Raw genomic sequence first — 13,792 nt, 5'->3', positions numbered from 1 at the left:
GAGCAATATTATTGTTAAGCGTTTAGACTATTTATCTGCAAGTAGCTTATCAAAATCACTTTCGAACAATCTATCCTGTGTAATCCTATACTTTTCAAATTCTGTTTCCGCTTTATCCTTTGCAATTTCCATGGAGATTTTGCCTGCATTTTGCAAGACATCTCTATCATCAGAAAGCAAAAACTTGTCAATTCGGTTTGCCCAATCCTCCATAGTAAGGGGGATATGCCGCTTTGCCGCCGACTCTGCAAGCTCTAAAAAGGCAGATACAATTCTGCCTAAATCCTCAATTTCATCTTTAGATAAATAGTTTTTTGCAATGGAAACATCGGATTTTACAATTTTGCCATCAGGTGCCTTTTCCCAAGTAGTTAACCCCATATGCCCCTTTTCACTATCGGCTCTGTTGTAAATGATTTCTGCGGCGGTGTGTTTGGTAATAGCATAGTGCATTTTGTTCTGCACCTTTGCAAAGAATTTTTTGGTGGTAGGAGCATTTTTATCGTAGTCAATAGCGGTTGCATAAATATCGGTAATTTTCTGGTAAAATCGTCTTTCCGATAGGCGAATTTCTCTGATTTCTTCCAACAAATGCTCGAAGTAATCTTCATCAAGAAAAGCACCGTTCTCCATGCGCTTTCTATCAAGCACATAGCCTTGCTGTGCAAATTTTGATAAAACAGCAGTTGCCCAACGCCTAAACTGGGTGGCACGAACAGAGTTCACCCGATATCCGACAGAAATAACTGCATCGAGATTATAGTGGACAATACTTCGTGCGACCTGTCTTTTTCCTTCGGTTTGAACTACTCGAAATTTTCGAGCAGTTGCTTCTTGTTCCAATTCGCCGGAAGAATATATCTCTTTTAGATGATATGTGATGGTATTGGACTCCACATCAAAAAGCTCGCCAATCATTTTTTGTGTCAGCCAAAGTGTGCCATCTTCATAGCGTACCTCAATGCCCTCTGCATGGGATTGCTTTTCAAAAATCAAAAATTCAGCGGTGCTGTTTCTGATTACCAAATCTTTTTTATCCATTACTGCACCTCATCATCTTCCACAATTTCCATAATATCAGAAATATCACAATGCAATGCAGTGCAAACCTTGAGCAGCACATCGGTGGTGACATTCTGATTTTTACCCATCTTTGCCATTGATACAGTGCTTATCTTTGCTTCTCTTAGCAAATCTTTTTTCATCATATCTCTATCTATAAGCATTTTCCAAAGCTTTTTATACGAAAATTTCATGGTATTCACCTTTCTGTTTCCAACAGTTTTCTTATAGGTAATATTATATAACTGATTTTAATTTTTCACAACTCAAATTTGAATTTGCAAATTCGCAAATTTCGAATCTTGTTTTGTACACAAAGAAAAGCCATATCAAAACTGTTATAGAATTGATATGGCTTTTTCTCGTATTCAGTTTACCTTGACCCTCGGTTCACAAGTTGTCCTTATGACTACTCGTATTTCTCTCAGAGGTTTTTGTTCTATAGGCCTGCTTCTTTTTTCAATATATCGGCTTTATCGGTTTTCTCCCAGGATACTCCTAAATCTGTTCTGCCCATATGACCGTAGGCTGCCAGCTTTTTGTATATGGGTTTTCTCAAATCCAAATCCCTTATTATTGCAGCGGGTCTTAAATCAAATACCCGGGAAACTATCTCAGATATTTTATCATCGGCAATCTTTCCGGTGCCGAAGGTTTCGATAAGGACTGATACAGGCTTTGCAACTCCTATTGCATAGGCAAGCTGCACCTCACATTTGGAAGCCAGGCCTGCAGCTACCACATTCTTTGCCACATATCTTGCTGCATAGGAAGCCGAACGGTCAACCTTGGTGGGATCTTTGCCGGAGAAAGCTCCGCCTCCATGCCTTGCATATCCGCCATAAGTATCTACGATTATCTTTCTGCCTGTCAAGCCCGAATCTCCGTGAGGTCCGCCTATTACAAACCTGCCGGTGGGGTTGATATAATACTTGGTTTTATCATCAAGCATATCCTTCGGTATGATGGGCTTTATGACATGCTCTATCATATCCTTCTCGATGGCAGCCTGATCCACATCAGGGCTGTGCTGGGTAGAAACCACTATGGTATCGACCCTTACAGGCTTATCATCAATATATTCAACAGTGACCTGGGTTTTGCCGTCAGGCCTCAAATAATCCAAAACACCGTCTCTTCTTACTTGGGCCAGCTTTCTGGCCAGTTTATGGGCCAAGGATATAGGCATAGGCATCAGTTCGGGAGTTTCATCACAGGCATAGCCGAACATCATTCCCTGATCTCCTGCTCCTATGGCAGCGACATCGGCCTCGCTCATCTCGCCTTTTTTGGCTTCCAGGGCCTTGTCAACTCCTAGGGCAATATCTGTAGACTGTTCATGGATCGAAGTGATCACGCCGCAGGTATCCGCATCAAAGCCGAACTTTGCCCTCGTATATCCTATCTCCTCCACGGTCTCCCTCACGATTTTCTGAATATCTACATAACAATTAGTGGTTATTTCTCCCATTACATGTACAAGTCCTGTAGTTGCGGTGACCTCACAGGCAACCCTTCCCATCGGGTCGTGTTCCATTATAGCATCCAATACTGCATCTGATATTTGATCACAGACTTTATCCGGATGTCCTTCAGTTACAGATTCAGAAGTAAACAGCTTTCTTACCATTTTATCTCCTCCTTTTTTCTCTAGGGTATTTCTTTAGGGTCAGCCTCTAGCTTCTGGCTGCTAGCCTCTAGCATTAGGGTATTCCTTACGGGTTTCAGAGAACGGAAAACACGGATTAACACGGAATCTTTCCCAACACGAAAAGATCCTTCAGTCGTTCCTCTTTCAGGATGACAATAAATCAGAATTTTATAGCCATTGCAGTCGAAAATAACTTTTATCACCTTAAATATGATATGTTTGGTGTGGTTAAATTCTTTCAGTGTAAAAATCCGTGCCAATCCGTGTTCTCCGTTTCCCCCTATTTGCCTATAATCGGCATTAAAAAAAGCTTCTCTGATGAAGAAGCTCATTTTCATAACGAAAATACATCCTCATCTTTCAGGATCAATCCTGCAGGAATTGGCACCGCGCTCAATGCCGGTTGCCGGGTTTCATAGGGCCCTTCCCTCCACCTCTCTTGATAAGGTAACCTTTATTCAGTTTGCAAAAGTATATTAGCACATTTGTCCAAAAAAGTCAATAAAAAAAGCCCTTTCGGGTTTTTGTCTTAAAATGGTGGGGAAAGGTGGATTCGAACCACCGAAGTCTGAGACAACAGATTTACAGTCTGCCCCCTTTGGCCGCTCGGGAATTTCCCCACGTGACAAAGTCTATAATACAACAGATGCATAGCCTTTGTCAACATTATTTTTGTTGAAATTTATTACAACTCTTTGTACAGCCTTGGTCCGTATGAGGTTACAAATTTATACAGCAGCATATCCGCTATGATATAAAAGCCGAAAATCACAATGAAAGCATAAATATAGTCAAGCCTTAACCAGACAACCAAGCCGAAATTCAAAGCTCCGAAAGCTGCACTGATCAACATATTCAGCAATCCGTTCATATTCTGCTTTACGGCTTTTTGCTCATTGTCCCAATTTAATTTGGGGAATTTCAAGTCTATCATGATCCCTGCATAATTTATAAAGAAGATGCAGGGCAAGCTCATCAAAAGCGCCGCAAAAATCAGGTATATGGGGAAGGAGAGCACAAGCCAAAGCACTATGAAAGCCATGAGCATGCCGACAAGGCCCATGAGCATACCGGTTTGAACCTTTGCATTTATCTGAGTCTTATAATCTACCGGCAGATATTTTGATACATATAAGCTTTTCCCTTCTCTGGATATAGCCGTTGATGAAATCATATTGGAAGCACCTATGAAGAGAGCCGCAGCGGCTGCCCCTGCAAAAATATAAGGCAATACGCCGGGATCTTCCAAATACTTACCCAGCTCTCTTATATCCCCCAGATCTTCCTCTCCTGCAAAGAAAGGTATCAGCATGAATACAGGCCAGAGGAAATTCATCAAAATACAGTTCATGAAATACACGGGGCTCCTGTAAAGCAGCTTTAATTCCTTTGCTCTGAAAGCGCTTAAAGCGCCGAGCTTCCTGTATAAGCCCCTTTTGGCGGCGCCGCTTTTAGGCCTTTTGGCCGGAGCTGACTCCGTCAGGCCTATTACACCCTTGAAATAGAATTTCTCGCCAATATACAAGAACAGGCCTATAAATGCTGCCGCACCCGCAATAGCCAATGCCATGCTTCCAATGGAGCCAAGCAACTCACGGTAATCGGTCAAGGCCATGGTCATAAATCTGTTGATTATGAAAATATCCTGAGATTTCGAGAGCAAAGAATTATTTCCCTGCTGCAGCAGCCTCATCATATCCTCAGGATTTCCAAGCCTGCCGGAAAATTTCTGTATGATCATGTTAAAGCCTATGGCCATTGCCATTGCAACAATACCCGAAATCGTCTTCATCCGATCCTTATTTTTTACAAACTTAAAGCTTCGCATAACAAAGATGCTTAAGAAAGAGGAGAAAACCAGCGGCACTATAGGCAAAAGCAGATATGCGATCATCCCATAAATATAATAAAGTAAATTTGCTTTATCCTTTATACCGTAGGAAACCAGCACAGGGAGAAAAAATACCAGCTGGGTCATATACTCATAAACCAGCACCGTTGCAAATTTGGCTCCAAGTATCTGCCAGGACTTCAATGGCAAAGGGAGCAGCAGCTCGATGTCGTTGGAATAATAAAAAACGCCCATGATGAAAAATATGCCCAATATGAATGTAACCAGACTCACCAGGGAAATAGCCGTCCACAGTATAATACCCTGCTGCCCTACCGACGCCATAACGCTGTAGCCTTCCCAGGCCCCAGTCCATATAAGCGCTGCCATCGGCAGCATAGATATAGCTATCAGGGCTCCCAGAGCTATAGATTTTTTATTAAATTTAAAGTTTGTTTTCAAGAGGATCTTGGCCAGCTTCAACATATTATTCATTTTCTACCAACTCCAGGAACATATTTTCCAGGGATTCATCACCCTTGAAATGCTGTCTCATTTCCTCAATAGAGCCATAAAACAAGATTTTTCCTTTATTGATTATTGCTACTTTATCGCATATCTTTTCTGCTACCTCCAGCACATGGGTAGAGAAAAATACCGTCTTGCTTTTGGCAGCATGTTCTCTCATCATTTCTTTGAGAATAAAGGATGACTTGGGGTCCAAGCCCGTCATAGGCTCATCCAATATCCATACGCTGGGCTCATGCAGCAATACACCCATCAATACGATCTTCTGCCTCATGCCGTGAGAATAGCTTTGAATCTGGTCAAAGAGTGCTTCTGCCATACTGAATCTTTCTGCAAGATTATCGATCTTGGGCTTTCTATCCTGGGACGGCACTTCATAAACATCAGCCATGAAGTTGAGGTATTCTATTCCCTTGAGCCTCAGGAACATATCCGGGCTGTCAGGCACAAAGCCAAACTGCTTTTTGGCCTTGATGGGTTCCTCCGAGATATCTATGCCGTTGATCTTGATGCTGCCGCTGTCACTATTTAGAATTCCTGTTATCATTTTTATTGTAGTGGTCTTTCCTGCTCCATTAGGTCCAAGGAAACCGATAATTTCACCATCAGGAATCACAAGGCTTATATTATCCACTGCCTTATTTTTGCCCCCGAAAGTCTTTGATACATTGCTTATTTCTATCAAGGTCATAACCTCCAGTTATTTAGATGATTATTTAAATATCTAATAAGATTCTACACTTATTTTATTATTTTATCAATATTATAGATAAAATATAAAATAAAAAACCGCAGGGAATCCTACGGTTAAAATTCATATATGGTGGGCACAATAGGGCTCGAACCTATGACCCTCTGCTTGTAAGGCAGATGCTCTCCCAGCTGAGCTATGCGCCCAAATAAAAATGGTCGGGGTGACAGGACTTGAACCTGCGGCCCCATGGTCCCAAACCACGTACGCTACCATCTGCGCTACACCCCGACGACACTATTAGATTATATATAAAAACTCGTAAAATTTCAATAGGGAATTTGTGCTTTATTGAAAAATATCTTATAATTGCTCATTCATAGTATATTATGCTCTCTTATCATACAAAAGATTCATTTCGCCTATTGGGTCAAATTCATTTAATGTAACTTGTTGTGGTAGCTGATAACAAGTATAAAGCTTCAAGGCTAAGACTTTGTAAGCTTGTATAGGGCTGCGTCAAAACTCGCATGCCTAACAAACTCTAAGCCTCTTCACAAAATACTCTTTTATCAGCTACCACAACAGATTAAATTACTGAAACAACCTCATTTAAATAAATCAGATGTATAAATCAAGCTTTCTGCCTATATACATTTTATAACGAGTCTAACGCCTCGTTGCGGCGGACGTGTTGCAATTGTTGTCACAATTTGCTTTTATACCTAAACGAGTCTAACGCCTCGTTATCACGGTGTGTTGCAATGGCAGGAGGGATAATATTGGAGGAGTGTTCAAAAGCCTATTATTTTCAAAGAGATTCCCATATAATCTTGGCAAGCTATCTTAACCGTCATATCAAAGGCAGCTGCCTTGTATTTTGCATAGGTACCGACAGATATATCGGAGATTGCTTAGGTCCGCTCACAGGCACTTTCCTCAGCAAGTTAGATTTGGGAATTCCCGTGATAGGCACCCTGGATGATCCGGTCCATGCGGTAAACTTGTCTAAAAATGTATATGATATAAAGAAAAAATATCCGGACCATAAAATAATAGCTGTCGATGCGTGCCTTGGCAACGAAGACAGCATCGGCAGCATTCAGATAAAAAATGGCCCTATCCATCCCGGAAAGGGTGTAGGCAAGCGCCTTCCACCTGTAGGTGATATATCAATAGTAGGCATCGTAGATTCTTCAGAATCAGGGGAATTCCTCTCCATGCACAACATAAGGCTCAGCCTTATTATGAAGATGTCCGAGGTCATCACCCGAGGGATTTATGCGGCTCTTGTAAAATAAGAACTCAGGATTCAGAACTCAGAGCTCAGAAACTGAAGTAACAAGCTCTGGGGATTTTTCCGAAACTTTAGCTGTTATTATATGCTTAAAGAAAAAAACAAAAGCATATAGCAAAAAGGACAACCGCAGTTCAGCTGCCTGTGACCCTTATGGTTATCCCTACTATACATATATATGAGATCCTTCGGATAAACCCTCAGGATGACAAGCTAAATCCAATTAGTCCTAGTCAAATCCTCCGTGCTTTTTCGTGAGATTCCCGTGCCTTTCAGTGGTTGCCGTCTCCCTGTCTTATCCGTTGATTATCGCGAACATAAGCTCCCCGGAGGCAGCAAGATGGTCTCCAACGTAGGCTTCGGCCTTGGCCTTGCCTATTCCCCGCTTCATCGCTATCATGGTGACTTCCATCCGCAGAATATCACCAGGTATGACCTGTCTTTTAAACCTAAGTCCATCTATTCCCGTGAATACAGCCAATTTGCCCTTGTGCTCCTCCATAGCCAGTATAGAAACCGCTCCTACCTGTGCCATGGCCTCCACTATCAAAACACCCGGCATAATGGGATTGCCGGGGAAATGACCTTGAAAGAAAGGCTCGTTCATAGTAACATTTTTAATGCCTACGGCTCTTTTGCCGTATTCGATTTCAACAATCTTATCCACCAAAAGAAAAGGATATCTATGAGGTATTATTTCCTGTATCTCTTTTATGTCCAGCATGTTATTCCTCTTCATCTCTCTTGATATTTGCCGACAGCTGCTTGTACAGCAGTTCTCCTAAGCCCAGGCCCTTGCCCTTGGAAGCTTCCTCTGCAAATTTTTCATAGAGCATATCTTCATAGACTCCCGTAGCAAAGCTTTCACCCATCAGGTCTGATTTTTCTACGGTATTTCTCATGCTCTTAAACATCATATTCAAAAATACGGACTCCAGATTTGCACATGCTTCCCTAAGCTTTGCTTCATCCTTGCCGGCTGATGCTTTCTGCAGCATCTCTTCGAAGGATTTGTCCTGCGTGGCTTTTGCATTGTCCAAAGCTGCCTTCATTTGTATATTATTGTCCGAATTAATGGGATTTATCAATATTTCCACCCCTTAAATCCTATCTTCTCAAATTATTAGCCAAACCAAGCATCTCATCTGCAGTCTGTATGGATTTAGAATTTATTTCATAGGCCCTTTGTGCCTGGATCAGCTTTACCATTTCCTCAACTATCTGAACATTTGAGTATTCCAAAAATCCTTGAAGTATAGATCCGCCCGAACCGTCATTAGCTGTATCTACAGGCTGTCCGCTGGCGCCGGTAGCTTTGTAGAAGTTGCTGCCGACACTTTCCAAGCCTGCAGGATTAGCAAAGGTTGTTATGACCAAGCTTCCCAGCTCCTCCAAGGTATCATCCGTTCTTTTAACTACAATATTGCCCGCTTCATCAATTATGACTTCCTTCATATCAATGCCTAAATCTATCTCTCCGCCATCACCCTGGACATAATACCCATCAGAGGTAACCAGCCTTGCCGAATCGTCCTCTATGGACACCTTGAAGCTTCCATCCTTGGTATATAGTTCCTCCCCGTTGGGTCCCATAACCTTGAGAAAGCCCTGGCCGTCTATAGCCAGATCATAGGGATTCGAGGTCTGCTCAAGATTTCCTGTGGTAAAAAACTTATTTATGGCGGCAGTCCTCACTCCATGACCCACCTGTACACTTACAGGCTTGCCTTCTCCATCCCTTACGGTTTCCCTCTCTAAGGTTTCGTATAGAAGGTCCTTGAACTCCGCCCTTGATTTCTTGTAGCCTATTGTGTTTACATTGGCCAGATTGTTGGATATATTATCTACGTTAAGCTGTTGAGCTGTCATGCCTGTGCTTGCAGTCCAAAGCGCTCTCATCATGATTCATACCTCCTATAATCTTCCTACTTCATTTACTGCCTTGCCCAATAACTCGTCATGGGCTTTTATAAGCCTCTGATTGGCTTCATAAGTGCGGAGCATGGCTATCATATCTACCATCTCCCTCACTGAATTGACATTGGAGCCTTCGACAAAGCCCTGTCGGATAGTGCCCTCGAAAGCCTTATCATTATCGGTCCATTCTTCAGAAATTATAGCGTAGAGATTATCTCCTTCCTTCATCAAAGCACTATAATCCTGAAAATCAACAAGCTTCAGTCTGTCAATAAGTACGCCGTCCGATGTTATCTCACCTTTTTCATTTATTTGTATTTCTTTACTGCTTATTTTTATATAGCCATTCTCCCCAAAAACCTTGTAGCCGTCTTTATTGACCAGATAGCCTTCTGCATCTATGACAAAGCTGCCGTCACGGGTATACCTTTCCCCTCCGTTAGCTTCTACTGCTAAAAAGCCTTTGCCGGATATGGCAACATCCAAAGGATTCCCCGTAGGATCATGATGGCCCTGGGTAAAGTCGGTAGCCACTACACTTGTATGGACACCTGCGCTCATGGTTCCTATATAGTTGAAAGGAGCCGGCATCCTTACACTGCCTATACTTAGCGACTCTCCTCCTATTTTCATAGTGAGTATCTCCGGAAAGCTCTGGGTAATATACATGTCCTTTTTGAAGCCTGTCGTATTGGCATTCGCAATATTATTGCTTATCGTGTCTATTCTCTTTCCTTCAGAAACAGCGCTTGAGGCTGATATGTACAATCCTCGAACCATTTTATCACCTGTTCTCATTATATTTTAAAGTATCACTATACTTTATCGGCATTTTTATGGGAATAGTTTATAGGATATTCAAAAAATAGGCTTTGAAGCCTAGGGAACGGAAACTACGCTATGTTCAGAATTAATATGCGGTACCCGCAAACGATAAATGAAAGCATTCCCTGTCATTCTGAAGGAGCAAAGCGAGTGAAGAATCTTAAATAAGATCCTTCAGGCAAAGCCTTCAGGATGACAATGGGCCGAACTTTCATAGCAATGACAAGCCTTTCTTGAAACGCATTTAACGGAAAGTGCAGATTAAAGAAATTTACACTTTCCTATGCATTATAAATTAATCCTTCCGTGTTAATCCGTGAAAAAATCCGTGTCTTTCAGTGGTTTCCGTTCTCCGGCCTTCAAGACCCCAGAGCCCAACCCTAATCTCCTGAGTTCTGAGCTCTGAATCCTGAGTTCTAGCCTCCGGCCTAGTAACTGCTTATCCTTCTGTTGGAGTTCAGGTCTGATGTTTGAAGCAAATCTATGGATTCCAGTGCTTTTCCCGTACCAAGCGCAACGCTGGATACAGGGTCCTCTGCTATATATACCGGTATGCCTGTCCTCTTGGAAATAAGCTTGTCTAATCCATAAAGCAAGGAGCCTCCTCCTGTCATAACGATACCTCTATCGCTGACATCCGCTGCAAGCTCCGGCGGAGTTCTCTCCAATACAGAATGTACCGCATCTGCAATGGCAGATACGGGCTCAGCCAATGCCTCAAGCATTTCTTCAGCCGTAGCCTCTATTGTTTTGGGAAGCCCTGATATGAGGTTTCTGCCTCTGACTTCCATCTTTACTTCTTCATCTCTGGGGTATGCAGTGCCCACTTTTATCTTTAAATCTTCTGCTGTGCGCTCTCCCACCATGACATTATGCTTCTTCCTCATATATCTTACTATAGCTTCGTCAAACTTATCCCCCGCAACCTTGATGGAGGAAGAAACCACAATACCGCCAAGTGAAATAATAGCAATATCCGAGGTGCCTCCGCCGATATCAATGATCATGTTTCCGCTTGCCTTTGAGATGTCGAGCCCTGCTCCTATCGCTGCGGCTATAGGCTCCTCAATGAGCTTCGTGGTTTTGGCCCCGGCTTGATTAGCAGCGTCTATTACAGCTCTTTTTTCAACTTCGGTAACTCCGCTGGGAACGCACACAACCATTCTGGGTTTAAATATTTTCCTCTTTCCTATAGCTTTATCAATAAAATATCTGAGCATTTTTTCAGTAACATTGTAATCAGATATTACGCCGTCTCTCAAAGGCCTTACTGCCACTATATGCCCCGGTGTCCTGCCCAACATAAGCCTTGCCTCTTCTCCAACGGCAAGAATCTTATTGTTATTCCTGTCAATGGCTACCACGGAAGGTTCATTCAGTACAATCCCTTTCCCCTTTATGTACACCAAAACGCTGGCCGTACCTAAATCTATACCCAAATCTTGTCCACCAAACATCCAAAATACCTCCATTAAAAAAATATATATTTATGAAGATTAATTATCGAGTCTATTCCTTAATTTCAAATAGTCCAGCGTATATATTTCTATATAAAATACAAAAATCCTCTTTATCGGACAAAATTTAAGCTCCGGCCTCAATTTTACTACCGGAGCTTTACAGTCAAAGCGGGGGCTATACATTTAAGGTTTGATATTTCATCTTTGTTGCTTTTCCGCCTCTTATATGCCTTTCTGCCTTATTCTTATCCATTATTTCCTTAACCTGAAGAGCTACCACAGGATTGATTTTTGGCAGTCTTTCGGTAACATCCTTATGTACTGTACTCTTGCTTACACCAAATATTTTGGCTGCATCTCTGACAGTCGTCCTGCTGCTTATTATATACTTTGCTATTTCAAGCGCTCTCTCTTCGATGTAATCCTTCAATTAATATACCCCCTTATCTGTGTCTTTTTTACATTCATATGCTGAATTTCATCAATATAGAACATTTATTAAGCTCACACCCCTATCGTTTCAAAGATTGTTTAGGCAAATAAAGCTTGGGATCCAAATTCTTATCACCCTTCATTATCTCGAAATGGAGATGGGGCTCCTCCGCTATCTCAATTATTGCAGTCCTGCCTATGCCGCTGATCACATCGCCTTTTTTGACTTCCTGGCCTATAGTGACCATATCCAGAGTTGATAAGTTGCTGTATATCGTTGTTATGCCGCCTCCATGATCTATTGCAATAGTCATGCCCCATTGAGGGTCGTTCGTTACTTCTGATATTATTCCATCCATCACAGCCCTCACCTGGCTGCCTTCTTCAGCTTTTATGTCCAGACCTTCATGAGTAGTCCACATATCCAGAGTTTTTGAGTAAAGAAGATCGCTGTCCGAAAAATCCAGGCATATGGTTCCGAATACAGGAGCCAGCATCGTTTCAACCTTGGGTTCCTGCATCTTTATCGCCGTAACAGCCTTATCAACTTTTTTGCCCTCTGAAATGCTGGGCTTGGAGGGTTGACTCCCATTTACTTCTTTAATATCTTGTCCCTTATTTTCCGCTTTTTCTGCCGTATCCTCTTCTACAATACTGATGCCTCTGTCTGAATAATCCAGTTCTTCATCCAAATCCTCAAACTCATCCAGCCCTTTTTCAAAATCCATGCCTGAATATTTGTTGTCCAAGTAATTCCTATACTGCCATGCGCCCACCGTCGCCAACATTGCTATTATTATGATTACAACAGGGATATAAATTTTGCGCTTCGAGAAAAACTCATCAAATTTCATTTGTTACACCTCCACCAGTATTATTGCCAGAGGTTTGAAAAAAAATACAATAAAATGCGATTAAATATCACACTCCAATTAAAGTTACGCACCTAATATTTTGTAAATTCACTACGCTGCAGCTTCAAAACTCGCTAACGCTCAAACAATTGAAACTGCGGTCGCTGTGTTTCATTAACAAAATCTAAGATGCTCCACAATATTCTCGCTTAGATATATTAATCTTCAAAGTCCTTACGGAAGCTTTCCATCGGCGCGATTTCCACGCCTGTATAGTAGTGCTTGACTATTTCTCTATAGGTCGAGCCGTGCTGTGCCATGCCATCGGCTCCATATTGGCTCATTCCTATGCCATGGCCGTTTCCGACAACTGCGAAGCTTATATCATTCTTATTGACATCTATAGTAAAGTTTGAAGAATTCAATGCAAATTGATCCCTCAGATCCCTCCCCTTAAAATACCTGTTGCCCACCTTCATCTTCAATATCCTTCCTCCGCTGCTCCTCTCAATTATTTGAATTTGGCCCGCCAATTTTTTCTTATCCAATTTCATTGTATTGTCCAAAGACATCATGCCCGATACAAATTCATCAATACTGATATTTTTCGTGCTTATGAGCTTTGGAGAATGGTCTTCATATTGGCTCAGCACGCTCCTCAGATACGGTACCTTGTTTACCCATACATCCTCGGAATTCTCCGTAATGCCTCCGCTGGTGGAGTGAAAAACCGCATCTATAAGCCCGTTTTCATATACAATAACCTCTCCTTTAGTGGAAGCAACTGCCTCATGAATCTTCTTATAGGCCTTTCCCAGAGCCTTTGGATCTCTATAAGCCTGGCAATGGGCGGGTTCTGTACATATATCAGCCCCCGGATGCTTAGTGCAGCCATTTCCCCCATAGCTCACCATCCTCAGCAAGGTATAAGTTCTGGCTGCTAAAGCTTGGGCTTTCAAGGCTTCAATATGAAAGCTTGCAGGCATTTCTGCTGCCACAACGCCTTCAATATATTCCTCAAATTCTATCTCCACCAGCTGGCTTGACTTGCTGTCATAGACATTCACATACAACTGGCTTTCCGTTTTTAGCTCTTTAGGGGTTTTTTTGAAACAGCTTATTATTATTACAGGCAATGCGAAAATCAAAAAAAGCAATAAAACAATGCTAAATGAATACCTCTTCATACATACACCACTCCAAACCAGCTTTTGACTGTTATATGTCTATACTATTTGTGGGAA

Annotated in this window: 15 protein-coding genes, 3 tRNA genes and 1 riboswitch; of the genes, 1 reads left to right on the top strand and 17 read right to left on the bottom strand. The window is 42.0% G+C overall.

What is annotated here, in order from left to right; translation table 11 throughout:
* Positions 1 to 27: 27 nt before the first annotated feature.
* The 9 genes from LJD61_RS03140 to LJD61_RS03100 all read right to left on the bottom strand — a co-directional run bounded on the left by LJD61_RS03140 (position 28) and on the right by LJD61_RS03100 (position 6,054).
* Positions 28 to 1,041, bottom strand: coding sequence for a virulence RhuM family protein (locus tag LJD61_RS03140; protein ID WP_255226059.1), 1,014 nt, complete (start codon positions 1,039 to 1,041; stop codon positions 28 to 30).
* A complete protein-coding gene (locus tag LJD61_RS03135; RefSeq protein ID WP_255226058.1) occupies positions 1,041 to 1,256 on the bottom strand; it encodes a helix-turn-helix domain-containing protein in 216 nt (71 codons plus the stop codon). The genes LJD61_RS03140 and LJD61_RS03135 overlap by 1 nt, the downstream gene beginning before the upstream one ends.
* Positions 1,257 to 1,501: 245 nt before the next feature.
* Positions 1,502 to 2,692: a methionine adenosyltransferase gene (gene metK / locus LJD61_RS03130; protein WP_255226057.1), complete on the bottom strand. Its 1,191-nt coding sequence runs from the start codon at positions 2,690 to 2,692 to the stop codon at positions 1,502 to 1,504.
* Positions 2,693 to 2,712: 20 nt separating this feature from the next.
* Entirely contained in the window at positions 2,713 to 3,051 is a 339-nt protein-coding gene (locus LJD61_RS03125; protein ID WP_255226056.1) for a hypothetical protein, read from the bottom strand.
* Positions 3,052 to 3,063: 12 nt separating this feature from the next.
* Positions 3,064 to 3,162, bottom strand: a riboswitch (SAM riboswitch).
* Between the two features lie 86 nt (positions 3,163 to 3,248).
* Positions 3,249 to 3,333 (bottom strand) — tRNA-Tyr (locus LJD61_RS03120).
* 65 nt (positions 3,334 to 3,398) lie between these two features.
* Entirely contained in the window at positions 3,399 to 5,039 is a 1,641-nt protein-coding gene (locus tag LJD61_RS03115; RefSeq protein ID WP_255226055.1) for a putative ABC transporter permease subunit, read from the bottom strand.
* A complete protein-coding gene (locus LJD61_RS03110) occupies positions 5,032 to 5,757 on the bottom strand; it encodes an ABC transporter ATP-binding protein (RefSeq protein ID WP_255226054.1) in 726 nt (241 codons plus the stop codon). The genes LJD61_RS03115 and LJD61_RS03110 overlap by 8 nt, the downstream gene beginning before the upstream one ends.
* 136 nt (positions 5,758 to 5,893) lie before the next feature.
* Positions 5,894 to 5,969 (bottom strand) — tRNA-Val (locus LJD61_RS03105).
* Positions 5,970 to 5,978: 9 nt separating this feature from the next.
* Positions 5,979 to 6,054, bottom strand: a tRNA-Pro gene (locus LJD61_RS03100).
* 491 nt (positions 6,055 to 6,545) lie between these two features.
* Here LJD61_RS03100 and yyaC point away from each other — a divergent pair.
* Positions 6,546 to 7,064 (top strand): spore protease YyaC, encoded by a 519-nt coding sequence (gene yyaC / locus LJD61_RS03095; RefSeq protein WP_255226053.1) that lies wholly within the window; start codon positions 6,546 to 6,548, stop codon positions 7,062 to 7,064.
* Between the two features lie 291 nt (positions 7,065 to 7,355).
* Here the strand turns inward: yyaC and fabZ are convergent, their stop codons facing one another.
* From fabZ to spoIID, 8 genes are all read right to left on the bottom strand, one after another.
* Positions 7,356 to 7,784 (bottom strand): 3-hydroxyacyl-ACP dehydratase FabZ, encoded by a 429-nt coding sequence (gene fabZ, locus LJD61_RS03090; RefSeq protein ID WP_255226052.1) that lies wholly within the window; start codon positions 7,782 to 7,784, stop codon positions 7,356 to 7,358.
* 1 nt (position 7,785) lies between these two features.
* A complete protein-coding gene (locus LJD61_RS03085; protein ID WP_255226051.1) occupies positions 7,786 to 8,148 on the bottom strand; it encodes a rod-binding protein in 363 nt (120 codons plus the stop codon).
* A gap of 19 nt (positions 8,149 to 8,167) precedes the next feature.
* Complete coding sequence (gene flgG / locus LJD61_RS03080) at positions 8,168 to 8,962, bottom strand: flagellar basal-body rod protein FlgG (RefSeq protein ID WP_255226050.1); 795 nt, start codon at positions 8,960 to 8,962, stop codon at positions 8,168 to 8,170.
* A gap of 12 nt (positions 8,963 to 8,974) precedes the next feature.
* Positions 8,975 to 9,757 carry a flagellar basal-body rod protein FlgF gene (gene flgF, locus LJD61_RS03075; RefSeq protein ID WP_255226049.1) on the bottom strand — a complete coding sequence of 261 codons (783 nt, stop codon included), beginning with the start codon at positions 9,755 to 9,757 and terminating at the stop codon, positions 8,975 to 8,977.
* 473 nt (positions 9,758 to 10,230) lie between these two features.
* Entirely contained in the window at positions 10,231 to 11,259 is a 1,029-nt protein-coding gene (mreB, locus tag LJD61_RS03070) for a rod shape-determining protein (RefSeq protein WP_255226048.1), read from the bottom strand.
* Between the two features lie 178 nt (positions 11,260 to 11,437).
* Positions 11,438 to 11,692, bottom strand: a complete 255-nt coding sequence (gene spoIIID / locus LJD61_RS03065; protein WP_255226047.1) for a sporulation transcriptional regulator SpoIIID — start codon at positions 11,690 to 11,692, stop codon at positions 11,438 to 11,440.
* An 82-nt stretch (positions 11,693 to 11,774) separates the two neighbouring features.
* Complete coding sequence (locus LJD61_RS03060) at positions 11,775 to 12,548, bottom strand: M23 family metallopeptidase (protein WP_255226046.1); 774 nt, start codon at positions 12,546 to 12,548, stop codon at positions 11,775 to 11,777.
* A gap of 218 nt (positions 12,549 to 12,766) precedes the next feature.
* The gene (spoIID, locus tag LJD61_RS03055) at positions 12,767 to 13,735 is read right to left on the bottom strand and encodes a stage II sporulation protein D (RefSeq protein ID WP_255226045.1); all 969 of its coding nucleotides are present in this window, start codon (positions 13,733 to 13,735) and stop codon (positions 12,767 to 12,769) included.
* Between the last annotated feature and the right edge of the window lie 57 nt (positions 13,736 to 13,792).

The organism is Lutispora saccharofermentans (genome assembly GCF_024363565.1).
Taxonomy (GTDB): Bacteria; Bacillota; Clostridia; order Lutisporales; family Lutisporaceae; genus Lutispora; species Lutispora saccharofermentans.
This window is presented reverse-complemented; position numbering and strand designations above follow the sequence as displayed.